This is a genomic window from Rhodococcus sp. 06-1474-1B, from assembly GCF_002258885.1.
In the GTDB taxonomy this organism is placed as follows: Bacteria; Actinomycetota; Actinomycetes; order Mycobacteriales; family Mycobacteriaceae; genus Rhodococcoides; species Rhodococcoides fascians.
This window is the reverse complement of sequence record NZ_NOYR01000023.1, coordinates 480,352-499,525: the sequence shown is the minus strand read 5'-3', so window position 1 is coordinate 499,525 and position 19,174 is coordinate 480,352. Positions and strand designations below refer to the sequence as shown.

Genomic DNA, 19,174 nt, shown 5'->3' with positions numbered 1-19,174 from the left:
TCATGCAGCTTCTCGATATTGGGACCTACTTCACATCGGAGCAGGCCGCCGCAGCGCTCCCCGCCATCGGAACGGAAGTGGACGACGACGGTCTGCGATCGCTGTATGCCTACCCGACCGATGTGGGCCGACCGTGGATCCGTACCAATTTCGTCTCCAGTATCGACGGGTCCGTCACCTCCGACGGTGCCTCGGCCGGATTGGGCACCCCGGCAGACACCCGGTTGTTCGGCATCCTGCGTGAGCTGTGCGATGCGGTGCTCGTCGGCGCCGGCACCGTGCGCGGAGAGAACTACGGCGGGGTCGCCCTGTCTCCCGATGTCATCTCTCGCCGGCAGGCGAACGGTCAGGAATCGGTGCCGACCATCGTGGTCGTCACCGCCTCCGGCTCCATCGATGCGCGGTCTCGCCTACTGACGGACACAGCGGTGATGCCGGTGGTGCTCACGTCCGCCGCGGCGGACCGCTCTGCGGTAGGCGAACTCCGGACGGCCGGGGCGACGGTGCTCGAGGTGTCCGGCGAATCGGTGTCGACCACCGACATTGTCGAGTCTCTGTCCCAGCTCGGGTTCGGTCGCGTGCTGTGCGAGGGCGGACCAGGACTGTTCGGTCAGCTGGTGACCGACGGGGCGGCGGACGACGTGTGCCTGACGATCTCACCGAAGGTGATCAGTGGGCCTGCCGGCCGCATCGCCCATGCCGCACACGCCGCCGATACGTCCATGCAGCGCGCACTCGTGCTCGGCGACACCGACGGCACGCTGTTGACCCGCTGGGTGCGGCCGTGACGAGAGACGCGGGCGCGGCAGCGAAGCAAAAGTAGATAGCCTCGCACCGTGACGCAGAAACGTTCGTTGCTCGCCGCAGTACTCCTCGTCGCCACGGTCTGCGCGGCCTGTGGAGGCGGCCCGTCGATCCGTCCCGAAGTGGCGGTGGAGCAGCGCTCGCCCGGTCAGCCCGCCGAGTCGTCGCCCGAAACCCCGCCCGAACCGGCTGCACTCGCTGTTCCGACCACCGACCTCGATTGGTCCGAGTGCACCTCGGCCACCCTCGGAATGTTCGGGCTCACCGCCACCACGCCGGGCCTGACGCTCGAATGCGGTGAGTACGAGGCCGATGTCGACGCCAGCGGTCAGATGTTCGGCACCTTCGCCGTCGGGGCGCTTCGGGCCACGCTCGACCGGACACCCGTCGATGCCGGGCCCCTGGTGTTCACGTCCGGTTCGGATCGTTCGTCCATCGCAACCTTGGCCACGATGGCCGCCGGCCCACTCGCCACGCTGCTCGAGGCACATCCGATCGTTGCCGTGGATCGCCGCGGCATCGGACGCTCGACGGCCGTGGACTGCATCGACGACACACCCCAGGCGCCTACCAAGGCTGCCGTCGATGCCCTGGGACAGTTCTCCAGATCCGACTCGGACTCCGTCGACCGCGCGGTCGACGCCGGACGAGACGCCACCATCGAATGCACCGACACCCTGCAGCCGCAGGAGCTCGCCTTCGGCACCGGGTACGCCGCGGACGATCTCGATCGGCTTCGACAGTTGTGGGGCGTGGACCGGATCGGCCTGATCGGAGCGGGAAACGGTTCTCTCACCGCCATGGCCTACGCCGCGAAGTTTCCCGACAACGTCGCGCGCCTGATCCTCGATTCGCCGACGGGCGTCAACGCCGACCAGGCAACGCTCGCCGAGCAGCGAACTCAGGGCAAGGAAGCGGCGTTCGCTGCCTTCGCACAGCGTTGCGTCGCGCTGAACTGCTCGCTCGGAAGTGACCCGACGGCCGCAGTGGCACAGTTGATCAAGCGCGCCGCCGGCGGCGAATTCGCACCGCTGTCCACACACGAAATTCTCGACGCGATCACCTTTGCCCTGGCTTCGACCGCGGGAGACGCGTCGACGCGGGCGAGAGATCTGTCCTCGACGCTCTCCGCTGCCGCCGCCTCCGACACGACAGCGCTCGCAGCGCTCGCCGAACGAGGCCGGGCGGCGTACAGCACCGACGGCCAGTTCGTCGCCCGCTGCACGGACGGGCAGCAGTGGCCATCTCCGCAGGGCGTCCGCGACCTGGCGCCGGGGTGGACCGACCGCTACCCGATCTACGGAACCGATGCTGCCTTGACGGCATTGCTGTGCTCGTCCTGGCCGACAGCTCCCTCCGTCCCACTGCCCACCTCGCTGGACGTTCCGGTCCTGGTTCTGTCCAACGCCGGCGACCCGATCGTCGGCAACGGCGGCCTGTCCTCGGTCACCGGCCTGATCGGTGCGACCGGTGCCGCCGTCGCGTCGGCCGCCTGGCAGGGCAGCGGGCATCCGAGCATCGGCGGGTCGCAGTGCCTGCAGAGTGCTGCTGTCACATACGCCCGAGACACGACGCTTCCGACCGACGGCACCGTCTGTCCGGCCTGACTCGACTCCTCGGAGGGTCGCGAAAGACACGGGCCCCGCGGGGTGTCCTGAACGGGCGCACCGACCGTCTCGGGTACCGTTCGCGGGTGTCACTTAGCTTTCTGGAGCCGCGTACCGGGCGGACCACCGCCGAAGTAATCAAGTACGCGCTCTGGCCGATCGCCATCATGACCGTCGTGCATCGGGTGGTGATCAGGGCGGTCAACGGCGATGTCACCAATGACTTCAACCCGGTGTACAACGCAGCTCTCGCGTTCCTCAACCGGCAGCCGGTGTACACCGCGAACTTCGATTCGGTCGATCCTCATTACCTGTACCAGCCGAGCGCGACGATGCTGCTCTCCCCCATCGCCATCATCGACCCGGAGCGCTCTCGCTGGCTGTTCATCCTTGCCAGCACCGTGGCCATCCTCGTCGCGCTGTACATCCTGCTGCGCATCTTCGGCTTCCGGTTGGACTCGGTGGCTGCACCCGCCCTGCTCCTGGCTGCCTTCGTCAGCGAGACGGTGACGAACACACTGGTGTTCACCAACTTCAACGGTTTCGTACTCCTCGGCGAAGTGGCGTTTCTCGGATTCCTGTTGCAGCGCAAGGATTTGTCCGCCGGTGTCGCGATGGGCTTGACCCTGGCGATCAAGCCGATGCTCGCACCACTGCTGCTGCTCCCCCTGATGACGAGACAGTGGAAGGTGTTCATCACCTCGATTGCCATCCCGGTGGTGATGATGGCCATCGCCTGGCCGTTGTCCGTCGATCCCATGAATTTCATCGATCGGACGCTGCCGTACCTGCTGCAGACGCGTGACTACTTCAACAGCGCTGTCGTCGGCAACGGCCGTTACTACGGAGTGCCCGAGTTCCTGACCCTCGGCATCCGCGCCGTCCTGGGCATCATGGTGTTGGTCTCGCTGTGGTTGCTCTACCGGTACTGCCGAGAAGATCGACTGTTCTTCTTCGCCACCACCTCCGGCCTGATCCTCACCGCGCACTGGCTGCTGGGCTCACTGGGCCAGATGTACTACTCGATGATGCTGTTCCCGTTGCTCATGACGGTCGTGCTCAGGAACTCGCTACTCCGGAACTGGCCGGCCTGGCTCGCGATCTACGGGTTCATGAACGCCGATCGTTGGTTGTCCGGACGGTGGATCGAAACCGGACGGGCCCTCGACTATCTCCGCACCACCTTCGGTTGGGCGCTGCTGATCGTCGTGATCTTCGGAGTGCTCGTCGGACGCTGGTTCGCCGCGAGATCAGAGGGACGGCTCGACGAGGGAATCGAGCCCAGCTACCTGTTACCGACCGCGTCACCAGCGAAAACGGCATAACCCGGCAAATCGTATTAGCGTGTCAGCATGAGTTCAGCAACAGACAACAATGCCGCTCCGGCCGTCCAGCTCACCGACGCGCAGTGGCGGGAGAAGCTGACACCCGAGGAGTACGCGGTTCTGCGTCAGGCCGGTACCGAGCGCCCGGGCGTCGGCGAATACACCGACACCACCACCGAAGGCATCTACGAGTGCCGCGCCTGCGGAGCCGAACTGTTCCGCAGCACCGAGAAGTTCGAATCGCATTGCGGATGGCCGTCTTTCTTCGACCCGGCCGACAGCGACGCCGTCATTCTGAAAGAGGACACCACTCTCGGCATGCGCCGCGTCGAGGTCGTTTGCCGCAACTGCCACAGCCACCTCGGCCACGTCTTCGAGGGCGAGGGCTACCCCACCCCGACCGACCAGCGGTACTGCATCAACTCGATTTCTCTGGTGCTCAAGCCTGCATCCTGATCGGTCCGGACATCCCGGGGATCGCCGCGCACTCGGCGAACCTGCGCTGAGGATGCGTCGAAACCGAGCCGCGAACTCCGGAGATTACCTCTGCTTGACCCGATCGTTAGGGTAGCTTTGGGGTTGTGGCCACGTCGATCAAGACCTTCTGGTGGCGCCAGGTGAAAATCACCGGCGTCACACCCAATTTCGGTGACGAATTGACGCCGGGACTGGTCGGAACATTGTTCGGGCAGAAGTGTTCCTGGCGTCGCGCGAAGAGCTGCGACATGATCGGGGCAGGTTCCACCCTGGAAATGGTCCAGCTCATGCAGGCCCGGAAGGGTCTCAAGGTCTGGGGCTCGGGTTTCATGCTCAGTGACGCCGCCCACGAACGAGACTTCAGCTACCCCGATTTCGACTTCTACGCGGTTCGCGGACAGCTGTCGCTGGGACGCATCAAGTCCGAGCGCGAAGTCGCGGTCGGGGACCCCGGGCTGCTGGCGAACAAAGTCTATGCACGCTCCCCACGGGTACCCGGCCGGATCGGCCTCGTCTACCACTGGGTGCACAAGAAGGATCCCGTAGTGCGCTCGCTTGCGCGAGACAAGAGCGTCACGTTGATCGACCCGTCCAGAAAGCCGGCCAAGGTCATCGCCGACATCACTGCATGTGACTTCGTGATGTCCACGAGTCTGCACGGGTTGATCGTCGCAGACTCGTACGGCATCCCCAACGCATGGATAAAGCTGCCGCAAGACATAGGCGGCAACGGATACAAATTCGACGATTATTACTCTGCTTTCGACCGAGAAGCTGTCCAGCATTCGTCGGACCTTGCGCGAGATCACGATCGAATCGCGCAGCTACAGCACGAATATCGGCCGGTCCCGAATCTGAAAGAAATTCAGAACAAACTGATCGGAGCCTTTCCTTTCGCTCCGCCCTACACAGCCTGAATTCGACAGGCCGACACTCGAGCCGGTCATCATTCGCTCCCACATGATCGCTTTCGAGCGCCCTATTGCGACGGTGCATACTGTGAGCATGCGCACTTTCACCTCACCAGAGCAGATCAAGGCGGCCGTCGGCGAAGAACTGGGAACCAGCGACTGGCTCCAGATCACCCAGGAACGGGTGAACACCTTTGCCGACGCCACCGGCGACCACCAGTGGATCCACGTCGACGTCGAACGAGCGAAAAAAGAGAGCCCGTTCGGCGCGCCGATCGCCCACGGATTCCTGAGTCTGTCGCTCGTGTCGATGCTGAACTGGCAGATCTACACCATCGAGAACACCAAACTCGGAATCAACTACGGCTCCAACAAAGTTCGCTTCATCAACCCTGTCAAGGTCGGATCCCATGTCCGGTTGCGGACCACCCTCACCTCTGTCGAGGACGCGTCGGGCGGAGCGTTGCAGATCGTGACGACCGCAACGCTCGAGATCGAAGGCGAGGCCAAGCCGGCCTTGGTTGCCGAGATCATCTCGCGGGTGGTGTTCTGACCGATCGTGTCACCGGTGGATCGAACGCAGTGATCGGCGGCAGCGGCGCGTCGTAGCGTTCGATCTCCACCAGCACGTGCTGCCCGGTGCACCCTCGCGAGAGCGACGACGACCCGACGTCGGCGGTGAGAACGTTCACGCTGCCGTGCTTGCACATCGAATCGGGATCAGCCGGATCGAGCGGGTCGTACCAGGCCCCGGTCGACAACTGAACTACCGCTTCGAGCATCGCGTCGTCGACGACCACACCGGCCAGGCACGAACCGCGGTCGTTGAACACTCGCACCACATCGCCGTCCGACACTCCCCTGGCCTCCGCCGCACACGGATGCATTCGAATCGGCTCTCGGCCCTGAACCTTCGAATTCCGGCTCACCGCACCGTGATCGAGCTGACTGTGCAGCCTGGTGCGCGGCTGGTTGGCGATCAAGTGCAGAGGAAACTGCTCGGCCCGCGCCCCGCCGAGCCACTCCTGCGGCTCGAACCACATCGGATGCCCTCGGCAGTCGTCGTAATCGAACCCCGCGACCGTCGCCGAGAAGATTTCGATCTTGCCGCTCGGTGTCCGCAGCGCGTTGCCGATCGGGTCCTGGCGAAAATCCTCCAGAAACGTCAACTCGTCCTCGGTCTTCATCCGGAACGAACCCTCACGCGTGAAGTCGTCGAATTCCGGGGTCTGCACGCCGTCGGCCCGCAGATACTCGCGCCACTGCCCGTGCATGTGCTCGAGCCATTGCTGTGACGTGCGCCCCTCGGTGAACTGCTGCCCCACACCGAGTTTCATAGCGAGTTCCGCGAAAGTGTCGTAATCGTCGCGCGAATCGGCGAATCGCTCGGCAGCCGGCGCCATGGCCACGAGCAGTGGATCGTTGCGTGTGCAGCTCAGATCCGACCGTTCCAGCGATGTGGTCGACGGGACTACGACGTCTGCGTGCTTGGCCATCGGCGTCCAGTAGGGATCGTGGACGACGACGGTATCGGGCCTGCCGAGTGCCCGGCGCAATCGTCCCAGATCCTGGTGGTGATGAAACGGGTTGCCGCCCGCCCAATAGACCACTTTGATGTCGGGATAGACCAAACGTCGGCCGTCGTAGTCGAATTCGTGCCCTGGGTTGAGCAGCATGTCCGAGACAGCTGCGACCGGGATCAGATCGGCCACCGGATTGATTCCCTGCGGCAGTGTCGGCAACGGATAGGGCACAGGAGCGAGGCCGGGCTCGTTCATCGAGCCGTATCCGTGTCCGAATCCCCCACCGGGCACGCCGATTTCGCCCAACATCGCTGCCAACGTGATGCCCATCCACGGAGCCTGTTCACCGTGCTGCGTACGTTGCAGGGACCACGTGACGGTCACCATCGTGCGTTTCGACGCCATGTCCCGTGCCAGCTCTGCGATTACGGACGGCTCGATACCGCAGATCTCCGACGCCCACTGCGGGGTCTTGGGAGTGTCGTCCGAGACACCGAGAAGGTAGCGCTCGAACTCGGGGTAACCCTCGCAGTATTTCTCCAGAAACGCTGTGTCGTGCAGTTTTTCGTCGGCCAGGACGTATGCCAGAGCCAGCATCATCGCCACGTCGGTTCCGGGTCGTGGGGCGATCCACCGCGCCTCGCCCGACATGTCGTTGCGCAATGGACCGACGGTGACGATCTGCCCGCCGCGGGCGCGCATCGCGTCGAGCGAACCGACGGTCGGATGATCCGACGTACCACCGTGATTGATGCCGGTGTTCTTCACCGGAACTCCGCCGAACGCCACCAGCAGTTCGGTGTGTTCGGCGATCACGGACCAGGATGTGGAGCGGGAGAACATCTTCCAGTGCGCGCCGAGCACGTGCGGCATGATGACGCCGGTCGCACCGAGCGAATAGCTGTGCACGGATCGCGTGTAGCCGCCGATGCAGTTCAGGAAGCGGTGTACCTGACTCTGCGCATGATGAAAGCGGCCGGCACTGGCCCAACCGTACGACCCGCCGTAGATGGCGTTGTTGCCGAATGTGTCCACCACGCGGCGCAACTCGCGCGACAACAGGTCGGTGAGCTCGTCCCACGAGACGTCGACGAACTCCTCGCTACCGCGCCTGTCGGTGGGGCCGGGACCGTTCTCGAGCCAGCCCCTGCGTACCGCAGGCGAGGTGACGCGGGATCGATGGGTCACCGAGCCGACGAGGTTGCCCAGCACCGGGGAAGGATTGCTGTCCGTCACCTGAGGATGAATCGCGGTGACGTCACGTCCGTCCGAGTCGGCGCGGAACATCCCCCAGTGGCCCATGTGCTGGACGCCGGTCGCTCCGGTCATCGAATCCCGAACGCGCTCAACGCTGCCAGCAGTGCGTCGGGACGCTCGGCCGTCGGCGCCGGATCGACGAGTGCGAAACTGCACCCGATCTCCTGTGCCGCGCCGTCGGCCTCGGCGCTGTCGCCCACCATCAGCGTCCGCGCGGGCTCGACGCCGAGAGCGGCCACCGCATGTCGGAAGATCTCCGGTTGCGGTTTGACGTGCCCGACCTCGAACGAGAGCACGAATTCGTCGACGTACCGGTCCAGGCCCCGGGCAGTGAACGCCGGACGGATGTCGAAGGCAATGTTGCTCAGCACCCCGACGCGAATCGACCGTCCCGCCAATGTCGACAGTGCCGCTTCCGTGTCGGGATAGGGCGTCCAGGAGTCGGCGTCGATGACTCGTCCGTACACCGATTCGGCCTGTGCCTCGGCGGTGATGCCGGACTGCGCCAGAACGTGCAGATACGCCTGCCGATGCAGGGCCGGATCCAGATCGCGATGACGCCATGCGTGCCGAGTGGCGTCGTCGAACTCGACGGTCTCGCCGACCGGAGCGGTCATGCGTCGCATGAGCTCGGCGGCTCCGGCTCCGTCGACCGGAACGCCGTCGGCATCGTGCACACCGTCGAACCACGACGGCTCCTCTTCCAGTCGGAAGAGTGTGCCGGAGAAGTCGAAGAGAACGGCGTCGACGATGGGTGTGTCCGTCCCCGTCACGGTAGTGATTCGACGAGCGCGTCCACCTCGACCCGAGGGCCGGTGAAGAACGGCGTCTCCTCGCGCACGTGTCGGCGTGCCTCGGTGGCCCGGAGATCGCGCATCAGGTCCACGATGCGGTCGAGCTCCGGGGCTTCGAAAGCCAGGATCCACTCGTAGTCACCGAGCGCGAACGAGGGGACGGTGTTGGCGCGCACGTCCTTGTAGTCGCGTGCTGCCTTCCCGTGATCGGCGAGCATCGTCCGACGTTCCTCGTCGGGCAGCAGGTACCAGTCGATCGAGCGGACGAACGGGTACACGCAGATGTACGCGCCCGGATCCTCGCCCGCGATGAACGCAGGCACGTGGCTCTTGTTGAACTCGGCGGGGCGGTGCAGAGCAGTGTTGCTCCATACTGGCGTGCTCGCCTTGCCCAGCGCGGTGGTGCGCCGGAAGTCGGAGTACGTCGCCTGCAGGTCCTCGACGCGCTCGGCGTGCGTCCACACCATGAAGTCGGCATCGGCCCGCATGCCGGCGATGTCGTAGACCCCGCGCACGACGACACCCTTGTCCTCACGGCCCTCGAAGAATGCCCGGGCTTCCTTCGCAGCGGCCGCGCGGTCGTCGCCCAGAACCCCGGGTGCGACCTTGTAGACCGAGAACATCAAGTACCGAAGAGTCGAATTGAGCGCTGAGTAATCGAGGCGTGCCATGGCCCCTATCGTGCCACCTCGACCAGACGGGCGGCAGCGGTGGTGGCGGACGCAATACAGGCCGGTACCCCGACGCCGCGCTGCCACGCTCCGGTCACGGCGAGCCCGGCGAGTTCGGACACTCCGGATTCGATGGCGGCGACGCGGTCGAGGTGTCCGGGAGCGTACTGCGGCAATCCGCCCGGCCACCGCTGGACGGTCACTGCCAGCGGCCTGGTGTCGATACCCGCGACCGTGGCCAGGTCGGCGAGCGCAACGTCGATCGTGTCCTCGTCGGATCGCTGCGCGGCAGTGTCGTCGCCGAAACGCCCGAGCGAGGCTCGCAGCAGTACCGCGTCACGCTGGGCCAGGTGCGGCCACTTTCGACTGGACAGCGTGAACGCCTTCACGTCCAGCCCCGCGTCCGTCGCCACCAGAATTCCCGAATTCTGCGGCAGCTCGGTCGACGTCGGAAACGCCATGGCCACGACCGTCGACGACGCCAGTTCGATCTCACGGGCCGCGCGCGACGCGTCCGGTGCGAGGTCTGCGATGAGATCGGCCAGTATCGGTGCCGGTACCGCCAGCACGACCCCGTCGACCACACCCACCCGATCGACGAACCAGCCGCCCGACTCACGGCGGATCTCGCCGACGCTCGTCTCGCGCAGAACGCGAGCGTCGGTGGCTGTAACCAAGGCATCGAGCAGCACCGCGTAGCCGTCCCGGAGTCCACCGAACACCGGCCCCGGGGACGGAGTCGGGAGTGCCTTCAGCACAGCCTCGGTCAGGTTCGCCGCGCCGTTGTCCAACGCAGCGGCCAGCGTCGGCAGCGCAGCACGGACACCGATGGAGCTCGCCGAACCGGAGTAGACCCCGCCGAGCAGTGGATCGACCGAACGGCTCACCACCTGGTTCCCGAAACGTGTGCCCACGAGATCGGCCACGCTGGCATCGGAGCCCCGGACCCATCGAAACGGCCGCTCGGTCTCGGTGTCGATGATGTGCAGCTCGGACGGATCGACCAGCTCTCGGACGGACTCCGCCGACGACGGGATACCCATCAGGGTGCCCACCGGTAGTGGATGAGTGCGTCCACCGGAGAAGACGAGCGGTCGCACCGTCGACGGGTGCACGAGCTGTTCGGTGAGCCCCAGTTCCGCAAGCAGGGCGGGCACCTCCGGGCGGCGACCGATGAATGCCTCGGCACCGACATCGAGCGACTGTTCGCCGACCGAGGTGGTGCGCAGGGTGCCGCCCACCCGGGACGATGCCTCGACCACGGTGATTTCTGCGTCGGGCCCGCACGCCTGTCGCAGGCGATACGCCGCGACGAGGCCGGAAATTCCGCCGCCGACGACGGCGTAACGCCGGACGGTCACAACGAATGCACCAACGAGACGACGCGAGTCAGGATGTCGGGATCGGTATCGGGAAGTACGCCGTGGCCGAGATTGAACACGTGGCCGCGGGCACCGGCCGCGATCGCACGATCCGCCTCGGCGGCAATGCGTCGCACCTCGACCTCGACTGCGTCCCAGCCCGCGAACAGCACTGCGGGATCGAGATTGCCCTGCAGAGCCTTGCCGTGGCCCACCCGATGCACCGCGTCGTCGAGCGGAATCCGCCAGTCGACCCCGACCACGTCGGCACCGGCCTCGCCCATGGCACCGAGGAGTTCTCCGGTGCCGACCCCGAAGTGGATCTTCGGGACGCCGGCCGAGGACACGGCGTCGAACACTCGTGTCGAGTGCGGCAATACGTACTCGCGGTAATCGGCGAGCGAGAGTGCACCCGCCCAGGAGTCGAACACCTGAACGGCGTCGACGCCCGCAGCCAGCTGGGCCTGCAGAAAGGTGATCGTGGTGGAGGCCAATGCGTCGAGCAAGGCGTGCCACGTGGCCGGATCGGACCGCATCAGAGCTTTGGTCTTCTCGTGATTGCGGCTCGGACCACCCTCGACCAGGTACGACGCAAGGGTGAAGGGTGCGCCGGCAAATCCGATCAGCGGGGTGGTTCCCAGCTCACGAGTGAGAATGCGGACGGCGTCGGCCACCGGCTGCACCTGGTCGGAGGTGAGGACGGGCAGAGCCGCGACGTCCGCAGCCGAACACACCGGATGCGCAACCACCGGTCCGGTACCGGCGACGATGTCGAGATCGATGCCCGCGGCTTTGAGCGGAACCACGATGTCGGAGAAGAGGATCGCTGCGTCGACGTCGTGACGACGTACGGGCTGCAGGGTGATCTCGGCGACCAGATCGGGCCGGAAGCACGAGTCCAACATCCCGATGCCTGCACGGATCTTGCGGTATTCCGGAAGGGACCTGCCGGCCTGACGCATGAACCACACCGGCCGCCTCGACGTCGGTCGACCGTCGATCGCGGCCAGAAACGGCGCCTCCGGAAGTTCTCGTCGGGCGGGGGCTGCGGTGTGCGATTCGGCGTTCATCACCGTCCATGCTGCCACGTGCGAGAACCGCCGCTACCCTCGAGGGCGAGACACTCATCGCAGTTCAGGACACTCGGATCGTTCGACGGACGCTCGGCGCAGTTCGATCACGGCTCGGCGCGCCTCCATCGCAGGGCAACGTGACGCGTCTAACGTCCGGTGACGTGACCGAGCACCGATCTGACGCCGAACCTGCGCCTTTCCGCGCCGCCATCGACGCGATGCATCGGGCGCAGGTACACCCGGCAATCGAAATCGGTCCGATTCGGCCGCCGCAGAGACTCGCTCCGTACAGCTATGCGATCGGTGCCGAGGTCAAGCACGCCGACTCCGAGCAGATCGACGAACAGAGCGACGGCGACGCGTTCGGCCGTCTGATCCTGTTGTACGACCCCGACGGTGCCGAGGCCTGGAACGGCACTCACCGCCTGGTCGCGTACATCCAGGCCGACGTGGACGAGTCCCTCGCCGACGATCCGCTGCTCCCCGAGGTCGGCTGGAGTTGGCTGGTCGACGCCCTCGAATCGCGATCGGAACCGTTGAACGCGCTCGGCGGCACGGTCACCTCGACCAGCTCGGTTCGGTACGGCGACATCGCCGGCCCGCCGAAGGCTCACCAACTCGAACTTCGCGCGTCCTGGACGGCGACGTCGGAGGATCTCTCGACTCACGTCGAGGCGTTCTGCGAGGTGCTCGCCTACGCCGCGGGCCTACCGCCCGCGGGCATCACCACCCTCGGTCAGCGCAGTTCCAGTCGGACATAGCAGTTCCAGTCGTACATAGTTGCCGGTCCGTTCGGCCCCAGGGCCTAGAGTCACATCTCATGTCAGCCGAGAGTTCCCCGGACGCCGCGTCGGATGTAGAAGCGGACGAGCCTGTCGCCGTTCCGTTGTTGGCCCCCGCTGACGGGGTTCCCGACGTCGTCGACACCGTCGATGCCGTTCGCGCAGCCGCAGAGGCACTTGCCGCAGGCCACGGGCCCCTCGCCGTCGACGCCGAGCGCGCGTCCGGCTTCCGCTACTCCCAACGTGCGTACCTCGTGCAGTTCCGCCGCCGCGGCGCAGGCACCGTGTTGCTCGACCCCATACCCGTCACCGGCGACCTCGCACCCCTGGCCGAGGTCATCAACCCGCTCGAATGGGTACTGCACTCCGCGGACCAGGACCTGCCCGGTCTCGCCGAACTGGGGCTCGTCCCCGCCACGCTGTACGACACCGAACTCGCCGGCCGCTTGGCCGGATTCGACCGCGTCGGCCTCGGTGCGATAGTCGAGCGAACCCTCGGCCTGGCCCTACAGAAGGGGCACGGCGCGGCCGACTGGTCCACCCGACCCCTCCCCGACACCTGGCTCAACTACGCCGCCCTCGACGTCGAAGTTCTGCTCGAGCTGCGAGACGCGATGGCCACCGAACTCGAGGCACAGGGCAAAACCGAGTGGGCAGCACAGGAGTTCGCCCACATCCTCGCCCTGGGGCCGCCCAAACCGAAAACCGACAGATGGCGTCGGACATCGGGAATCCATGCGATCAAGTCACCACGAACGTTGGCTGCCGTCCGCGAATTGTGGACCACCCGAGACGAATTGGCGGCCAAGCGCGACGTCGCGCCCAGCCGGGTCCTGCCCGACTCGGCGATCGTCGCCGCGGCGACGGCCGATCCGAAGTCCTCACGCGAACTCGAACAGCTACCGGTCTTCGGCGGCCCCCGTCAGCGTCGGTCCTCTCGGTTGTGGGCCTCGGCCCTGACCCGAGCACGGGCGCTGCCCACCGCGGAGTTGCCGTCGATGGCGGCATCGTTCGACGGGCCGCCCCCGGTCAACCGGTGGGCCCGCCGCGATCCGGACGCAGCGTCCCGACTGGCCGATGTGCGAGCGGCGATGACCGAGCTGAGTGAATCGGTGTCGGTACCGGTCGAGAACCTGCTGATGCCGGATCTACTTCGGCGACTCGTATGGGATTGGCAGACTCCCGACGACGACGGCGTCGACCCAGGAGAGATGATCGACGCTCGGTTGACCGAGGGCGGGGCTCGGCCGTGGCAACGCTCGCTGGTGGTGCCGGTTCTGACGAAGGCACTGCACCCTTCCCAAGTTACCGACGGGTAATACCCGCTACAGTGGGTGGCGCGTCCGGGCACCCGGACGAGTCGTCCGCATCTGTCGGGAGGATCGAAAAGCGTGTCTGTACCCCCGTCCACCAGCTCACAGAGGAATGTTGTCTTCGTCGACGGCATCCGTACCCCGTTCGGCAAAGCAGGCCCCAAGGGCATGTACGCCGACACTCGCGCAGACGACCTCGTCGTCAAAGCAATACGCGAGCTTCTCCGCAAGAACCCCAATCTTCCTCCCGAGCGCATCGACGAGGTCGCGATCGCTGCGACCACACAGACCGGCGATCAGGGCCTGACCATCGGCCGGACCTCCGCTCTCCTGGCCGGGCTCCCCCGCAGCGTCCCGGGATTTGCGATCGACCGCATGTGCGCGGGTGCGATGACTTCGGTGACCACCACCGGATCGGGAATCGGATTCGGCCAGTACGACGTCGTCATCGCAGGCGGAGTCGAGCACATGGGCCGCCACCCGATGGGTGAGGGTGTCGACCCCAACCCGCGCTTCCTCGCCGACAAGCTCGTCGATCCCAGTGCACTGGTGATGGGCAACACCGCCGAGAACCTGCACGACCGGTTCCCGAGCATCACCAAGGACCGCACCGACGCCTACGCCGTCGCGAGCCAGAACAAGTACGACGCCGCCAAGAAAGCCGGCTACATCGCCGACACTCTCGTTCCGGTCGCCACGAAATCCGCCGCAGGATGGGGTCTGGCCACCGAAGACGAGCCACCTCGTCCCGGCACCACCGTCGAAGACCTCGCCAAGCTCAAGACGCCGTTCCGGCCCGCAGGTCGCGTCACCGCAGGCAATGCCGCGGGACTCAACGACGGCGCCACCGCGGCGATCCTCGCCGGTGAGGACACCGCGCACGAGCTCGGCCTGAACATCGGGATGCGGATGGTCGGCTTCAGCTTCGCCGGCGTCGATCCCGCCGTCATGGGCATCGGCCCGGTTCCTGCCACCGAAAAGCTGCTCGGCCGAACAGGATTGAGCATCGACGACATCGGTCTGTTCGAGATCAACGAGGCCTTCGCCATCCAGGTTCTCGCCTTCCTCGAGCACTATGGCATCGCCGACGACGACTCCCGCGTCAACCAGTGGGGCGGTGCCATCGCGTGTGGCCACCCCCTCGCTTCCTCGGGCGTCCGCCTGATGACGCAGCTCAGCCGTCAGTTCGCCCAGCAACCCGACGTCCGCTACGGCCTGACGACCATGTGCATCGGTCTCGGCATGGGCGGCACCGTCATCTGGGAGAACCCCAACCACGCTGACTACTCAGGAGCCAAGGCATGAGTGACATCACGACGGCGTTCGAGGACGAGGTAGTCACGAACGCGTTCACCAAGATCGTGTCCGTACCGGGGCTCGACGGCTCCATCGCACTGGTGACCCTGGACAACGGCTTCGATCACACCAAGCCGTCGACCTTCGGTCCCGGCGGACTCGCCAAATTCGACGCCGCACTCGACGAGGCATTCGCAGCGAACCCGGTCGCCATCGCCGTCACCGGCAAGCCGTTCATATTCGCCGTCGGTGCCGACCTCAACGGTGTGCCGAACATCAAGACCAAGGACGAGGCGCTGCAGATCGGGCAGCTCGGCCACAAGGTCTTCCGCCGCCTGCGCGAGTCGACGGTTCCCACGTTCGCCTTCATCAACGGTGCCGCACTCGGCGGTGGCCTCGAAGTGGGACTGCACTCGCACTACCGCACCGTCGCGGAGAACGCTGCCGCGCTCGGCCTGCCCGAGGCCTTCCTCGGCCTGGTACCGGGATGGGGCGGAACTCAGTTGCTGCCCAACATCATCGGTGCCTCGAACGCCGTCACCGTCGTCATCGAGAACGCACTGAACCAGAACCGCGTCCTCAAGCCGAAGCAGGCACTCGACCTCGGCATCGCCGACGCCCTCTTCGGCGGAGCCGACTTCCTCGAGCAGTCTCTCGCGTGGGCCGCTCAGGTCATCAAGGGCGAGATCACCCCTGCTCGTCCCGAGATCGACCGCGGGCAGGCCTGGGACGACGCCATCGCCCGCGCCAGGGGCATCGTGGCCGGCAAGACCGGCAATTTCGCACCGGGACCGGTCGCTGCCGTCGACCTGCTCGAGCTGGCCAAGAACACCGACATCACCGATTCCGCGTCTCTCGACAAGGCCTTCGCGGCCGAGGACGACGCGCTGTCGACGCTGTTGGTCAAGGACGAGTTGCGTGCCGGTTTGTACGCCTTCGACTTGGTTCAGAAGCGCGCGAAGCGTCCCGCCGGTGCGCCCGACAAGTCGCTCGCCCGCAAGATCTCCGGTGTCGGCATCGTCGGTGCCGGTCTGATGGCCAGCCAGCTCGCGTTGCTGTTCGTGCGCCAGCTGAAGGTGCCGGTGATTCTCACCGACATCGATCAGGAGCGCATCGACAAGGGCGTCGGCTACGTTCACAGCGAGATCGACAAGCTGCTCGGCAAGAAGCGCCTGTCCCCCGACGCCGCAAATCGCTTGAAGGCGTTGGTGTCCGGATCGATCGACAAGTCCGCATTCGCGAACACCGACTTCGTTATCGAGGCAGTCTTCGAGAACCTGGACGTCAAGAAGAAGGTGTTCGCCGAGGTCGAGGAATTCGTCTCTGCCGAGACGATTCTCGCGACCAACACCTCGTCGTTGTCGATTACGAAGATGGCGGCCGACCTGAAGCACCCCGAGCGCGTGGTGGGCTTCCACTTCTTCAATCCCGTGGCCGTACTTCCGCTGCTCGAGGTCGTCAAGGGCGAGAAGACCGACGATGCCACTCTCGCAACAGCATTCGCGACGGCGAAGACACTGAAGAAGTCGGCCGTGTTGTCGGCGGATCTCCCCGGATTCGTCTTCAACCGTCTCGTTACTCGCGCGTCCAACGAGATCATCAGCGCGATCGACGAGGGCACCCCGTTCGATGTGGCAGACGGCGCTGTGGGCGAACTCGGCATGCCGATGAGCCCGCTGACGTTGCTGGCACTCGTCGGACCGGCCGTCGCTCTGCACACCGCGGAAACACTGGCCGAGGCGTACCCGGAGCGATTCAAGGACTCCGCCGGATTCCGTGCACTCGTCGAGGCGAAGAAGCCGGGTGTGTGGACCTACGGACCCGAGGGCCAGGTCGTCGACCCTGAGGTGGCCGCACTGTGGCCGCAGGGTGATTCACCGTCGACGGCGGAACAGGTTCTCGAGCGAACCCGTAACGCTTTCGCCGACGAGATCAAGATCATGCTCGACGAAGGGGTCGTGGCAGCAGCCGAGGACATCGATCTCTGCCTGCTGCTGGGCGGAGGCTTCGGATTCTGGAACGGCGGTATCACTCCGTACCTGGATCGCAGCGGAGCGTCCGAGGCCGCGACCGGTCAGCGCTTCCTCGCGCCCGGTGTGGCCAGCGTCTAGCTCTACCCGGCGAGTTCGAGGTTATGGACAGATTTCTCCGGATTTTCGTCCATAACCTCGAACTCGGTTTTTTCGTGTCGGGATAAGGTCTGATCCGATGAACAGCGAACGCAGTCGGTTGATCGGCATCGCCTATCGAATGCTGGGTTCCTACAGCGACGCCGAGGACGCAGCATCGGAAGCGCTGCTCCGCTGGTACCGACTCACCGACGCCGAACGTGACGCCATCGACGTCCCCCGTGCGTGGCTCACCCGCGTCGTCGGCCGCATCTGTCTGGACCTGCTCGGATCCGCCCGCGTACGCCGGGAACACTATGTGGGGCAATGGCTTCCCGAACCCGTCCGAGCCCTTGCGACCGGCGACGACGGCACATCGGACCCGGCCGACCGAGTCGCCCTCCATGAGTCCGTCGGCCTGGCGTTGCTCGTCGTTCTGGAGTCACTGAGCCCGGCAGAACGTGTCGCGTTCGTGCTGCACGATGCATTCGCGGTTCCATTCGACGACATCGCGAACGTTCTCGGTCGGACCCCCGCCGCCTGCCGCCAACTGGCCTCGGCCGCCCGGCGACGGGTGCACGACGATCGCCGCGGCCCGAGCGCACCCAACACCCACGACCGCGTCGTCCGCGCTTTCGTGGCTGCCGCCGCCGGCGGAGATCTCGATGCGCTCGTCGCACTGCTCGCCCCCGACATCACCCTCGTCAGTGACGGCGGCGGACGGGTGTCGGCGGCCCGCAACCCGGTTCGCGGGGCCGATCGGGTCGCCCGCTTCGTTCTGGGTATCACCGTCAAGTCCACCGACCTCGACCGGTCGATCGAATCGGTCAACGGCCTGACCGGGATAGTCCTTCGCCGACACGGTGTGGTCACCGGTGTGATCGGTTTCCGCACCGATTCCGCTGTGGTCACCGACGTGTGGATCGTGCTCAACCCGGAGAAACTTCGACACTGGTCGTGACGGCCATACATTCTCGTGGGCTACGTCGTCAGTGCAGGTGAGGCCCGAACTTCTCGAGCCGATCGACTCCGAACAGGACAGGTGGACACACGATGAAGATCGCCGTAGCCGGTGGAACAGGAACCGTCGGAACGCATGTCGTCGACGTGGCGCGTGAGCGTGGGCACGAGGTCGTCGTGCTGTCGCGGTCGGCCGGTGTCGACCTCGTCGACGGGACCGGCCTGTCCGACGCTCTGGCCGGCGTCGACGCCGCCGTCGATGTCGCGTCGACACAAACGGTCTCGGCGAAGGAATCGACGGCGTTCTTCTCCGCCGTCACCCGCAACCTGCTGGCGGCCGAGATCGAGGCTGGAGTCGCCCACCATGTGGCGCTGTCCATCGTGGGGATAGACAAAGCTCCGCGCTCGTACTACGCCGGAAAAGTCCAGCAGGAGAACATGATTCGGTCCGGGTCGGTGCCGTGGACGATCCTGCGAGCCACTCAATTCCACGAATTCGCCGCTCAGATCCGTGCACGCGCGTCGTTCGGTCCGGTGAGCATCGTCCCGAAGATGGTCTCGCAACCGATCGCCGCCCGCGAGGTCGCCGAACGACTGATCGACCTCGCGGAGCGGTCCCCGGCAGGTCGGGTTGCCGACCTCGGTGGACCACGTGAAGAACGCATGGCCGAGATGGTGCGGCGCTATGCACGTGCCATCGGTGCCCGCGGCGTGGTGCTCGAGGTCCCAATTCCCAGCGCATACGGTCGCGCGATGCGAGACGGAACGTTGGTGCCGACACCCGATGCGGACCACGGCCGGCAGAGCTTCGAGGAATGGGTGGTCGCCCAGTCGCACTGAGTCGCATCTTCGGAATATCGGACAATTCACCTATTTCGGCACTTGGATTGCTGCACGCCACGAATATCGAGG

At 65.7% G+C, this 19,174-nt stretch carries 17 protein-coding genes; 12 read left to right on the top strand and 5 right to left on the bottom strand.

Features of this window, described 5'->3' with window-relative positions:
• The first annotated feature begins 2 nt into the window (after positions 1-2).
• From CH266_RS12580 to CH266_RS12555, 6 genes are all read left to right on the top strand, one after another.
• The gene (locus CH266_RS12580; protein WP_032365069.1) at positions 3-788 is read left to right on the top strand and encodes a pyrimidine reductase family protein; all 786 of its coding nucleotides are present in this window, start codon (positions 3-5) and stop codon (positions 786-788) included.
• A gap of 48 nt (positions 789-836) precedes the next feature.
• Complete coding sequence (locus CH266_RS12575) at positions 837-2,411, top strand: alpha/beta fold hydrolase (RefSeq protein ID WP_045841772.1); 1,575 nt, start codon at positions 837-839, stop codon at positions 2,409-2,411.
• A gap of 47 nt (positions 2,412-2,458) precedes the next feature.
• Positions 2,459-3,736 carry a glycosyltransferase family 87 protein gene (locus tag CH266_RS12570; protein ID WP_239536511.1) on the top strand — a complete coding sequence of 426 codons (1,278 nt, stop codon included), beginning with the start codon at positions 2,459-2,461 and terminating at the stop codon, positions 3,734-3,736.
• A gap of 27 nt (positions 3,737-3,763) precedes the next feature.
• A complete protein-coding gene (msrB, locus tag CH266_RS12565) occupies positions 3,764-4,192 on the top strand; it encodes a peptide-methionine (R)-S-oxide reductase MsrB (protein WP_027496925.1) in 429 nt (142 codons plus the stop codon).
• Positions 4,193-4,317: 125 nt separating this feature from the next.
• On the top strand, positions 4,318-5,130 hold the full coding sequence (locus tag CH266_RS12560; RefSeq protein WP_094715374.1) for a polysaccharide pyruvyl transferase family protein: 813 nt from the start codon (positions 4,318-4,320) through the stop codon (positions 5,128-5,130).
• A gap of 88 nt (positions 5,131-5,218) precedes the next feature.
• Positions 5,219-5,677, top strand: a complete 459-nt coding sequence (locus tag CH266_RS12555) for a MaoC family dehydratase (protein WP_176457078.1) — start codon at positions 5,219-5,221, stop codon at positions 5,675-5,677.
• Here CH266_RS12555 and CH266_RS12550 read toward each other — a convergent pair.
• From CH266_RS12550 to hemE, 5 genes are read right to left on the bottom strand one after another with little or no spacing between them, the layout of a single operon-like run.
• Positions 5,655-7,976, bottom strand: coding sequence for a molybdopterin-dependent oxidoreductase (locus CH266_RS12550; protein WP_255175894.1), 2,322 nt, complete (start codon positions 7,974-7,976; stop codon positions 5,655-5,657). The two genes, CH266_RS12555 and CH266_RS12550, sit on opposite strands and share 23 nt — an antisense overlap.
• On the bottom strand, positions 7,973-8,677 hold the full coding sequence (locus CH266_RS12545; protein ID WP_235580079.1) for an HAD family hydrolase: 705 nt from the start codon (positions 8,675-8,677) through the stop codon (positions 7,973-7,975). Before CH266_RS12545 ends, CH266_RS12550 begins: the two co-directional genes overlap by 4 nt.
• On the bottom strand, positions 8,674-9,369 hold the full coding sequence (gene hemQ / locus CH266_RS12540) for a hydrogen peroxide-dependent heme synthase (protein WP_094715373.1): 696 nt from the start codon (positions 9,367-9,369) through the stop codon (positions 8,674-8,676). The genes CH266_RS12545 and hemQ overlap by 4 nt, the downstream gene beginning before the upstream one ends.
• A 5-nt stretch (positions 9,370-9,374) precedes the next feature.
• Positions 9,375-10,730: a protoporphyrinogen oxidase gene (locus tag CH266_RS12535; RefSeq protein WP_094715372.1), complete on the bottom strand. Its 1,356-nt coding sequence runs from the start codon at positions 10,728-10,730 to the stop codon at positions 9,375-9,377.
• Positions 10,727-11,800 (bottom strand): uroporphyrinogen decarboxylase, encoded by a 1,074-nt coding sequence (gene hemE / locus CH266_RS12530; RefSeq protein WP_032370620.1) that lies wholly within the window; start codon positions 11,798-11,800, stop codon positions 10,727-10,729. Before hemE ends, CH266_RS12535 begins: the two co-directional genes overlap by 4 nt.
• A 164-nt stretch (positions 11,801-11,964) precedes the next feature.
• Here hemE and CH266_RS12525 point away from each other — a divergent pair, with 164 nt between their 5' ends.
• The 6 genes from CH266_RS12525 (at position 11,965) to CH266_RS12500 (ending at position 19,102) form a co-directional block, all read left to right on the top strand.
• Complete coding sequence (locus tag CH266_RS12525; RefSeq protein ID WP_027496917.1) at positions 11,965-12,564, top strand: DUF3000 domain-containing protein; 600 nt, start codon at positions 11,965-11,967, stop codon at positions 12,562-12,564.
• A gap of 59 nt (positions 12,565-12,623) precedes the next feature.
• Positions 12,624-13,904 carry an HRDC domain-containing protein gene (locus CH266_RS12520; protein WP_094715370.1) on the top strand — a complete coding sequence of 427 codons (1,281 nt, stop codon included), beginning with the start codon at positions 12,624-12,626 and terminating at the stop codon, positions 13,902-13,904.
• 72 nt (positions 13,905-13,976) lie between these two features.
• Complete coding sequence (locus CH266_RS12515; RefSeq protein ID WP_094715369.1) at positions 13,977-15,203, top strand: thiolase family protein; 1,227 nt, start codon at positions 13,977-13,979, stop codon at positions 15,201-15,203.
• Positions 15,200-17,305, top strand: a complete 2,106-nt coding sequence (locus CH266_RS12510) for a 3-hydroxyacyl-CoA dehydrogenase NAD-binding domain-containing protein (protein ID WP_094715368.1) — start codon at positions 15,200-15,202, stop codon at positions 17,303-17,305. The genes CH266_RS12515 and CH266_RS12510 overlap by 4 nt, the downstream gene beginning before the upstream one ends.
• Before the next feature lie 97 nt (positions 17,306-17,402).
• On the top strand, positions 17,403-18,263 hold the full coding sequence (sigJ, locus tag CH266_RS12505; protein ID WP_094715367.1) for an RNA polymerase sigma factor SigJ: 861 nt from the start codon (positions 17,403-17,405) through the stop codon (positions 18,261-18,263).
• A gap of 92 nt (positions 18,264-18,355) precedes the next feature.
• A complete protein-coding gene (locus tag CH266_RS12500; RefSeq protein ID WP_094715366.1) occupies positions 18,356-19,102 on the top strand; it encodes an SDR family oxidoreductase in 747 nt (248 codons plus the stop codon).
• Positions 19,103-19,174 lie beyond the last annotated feature (72 nt).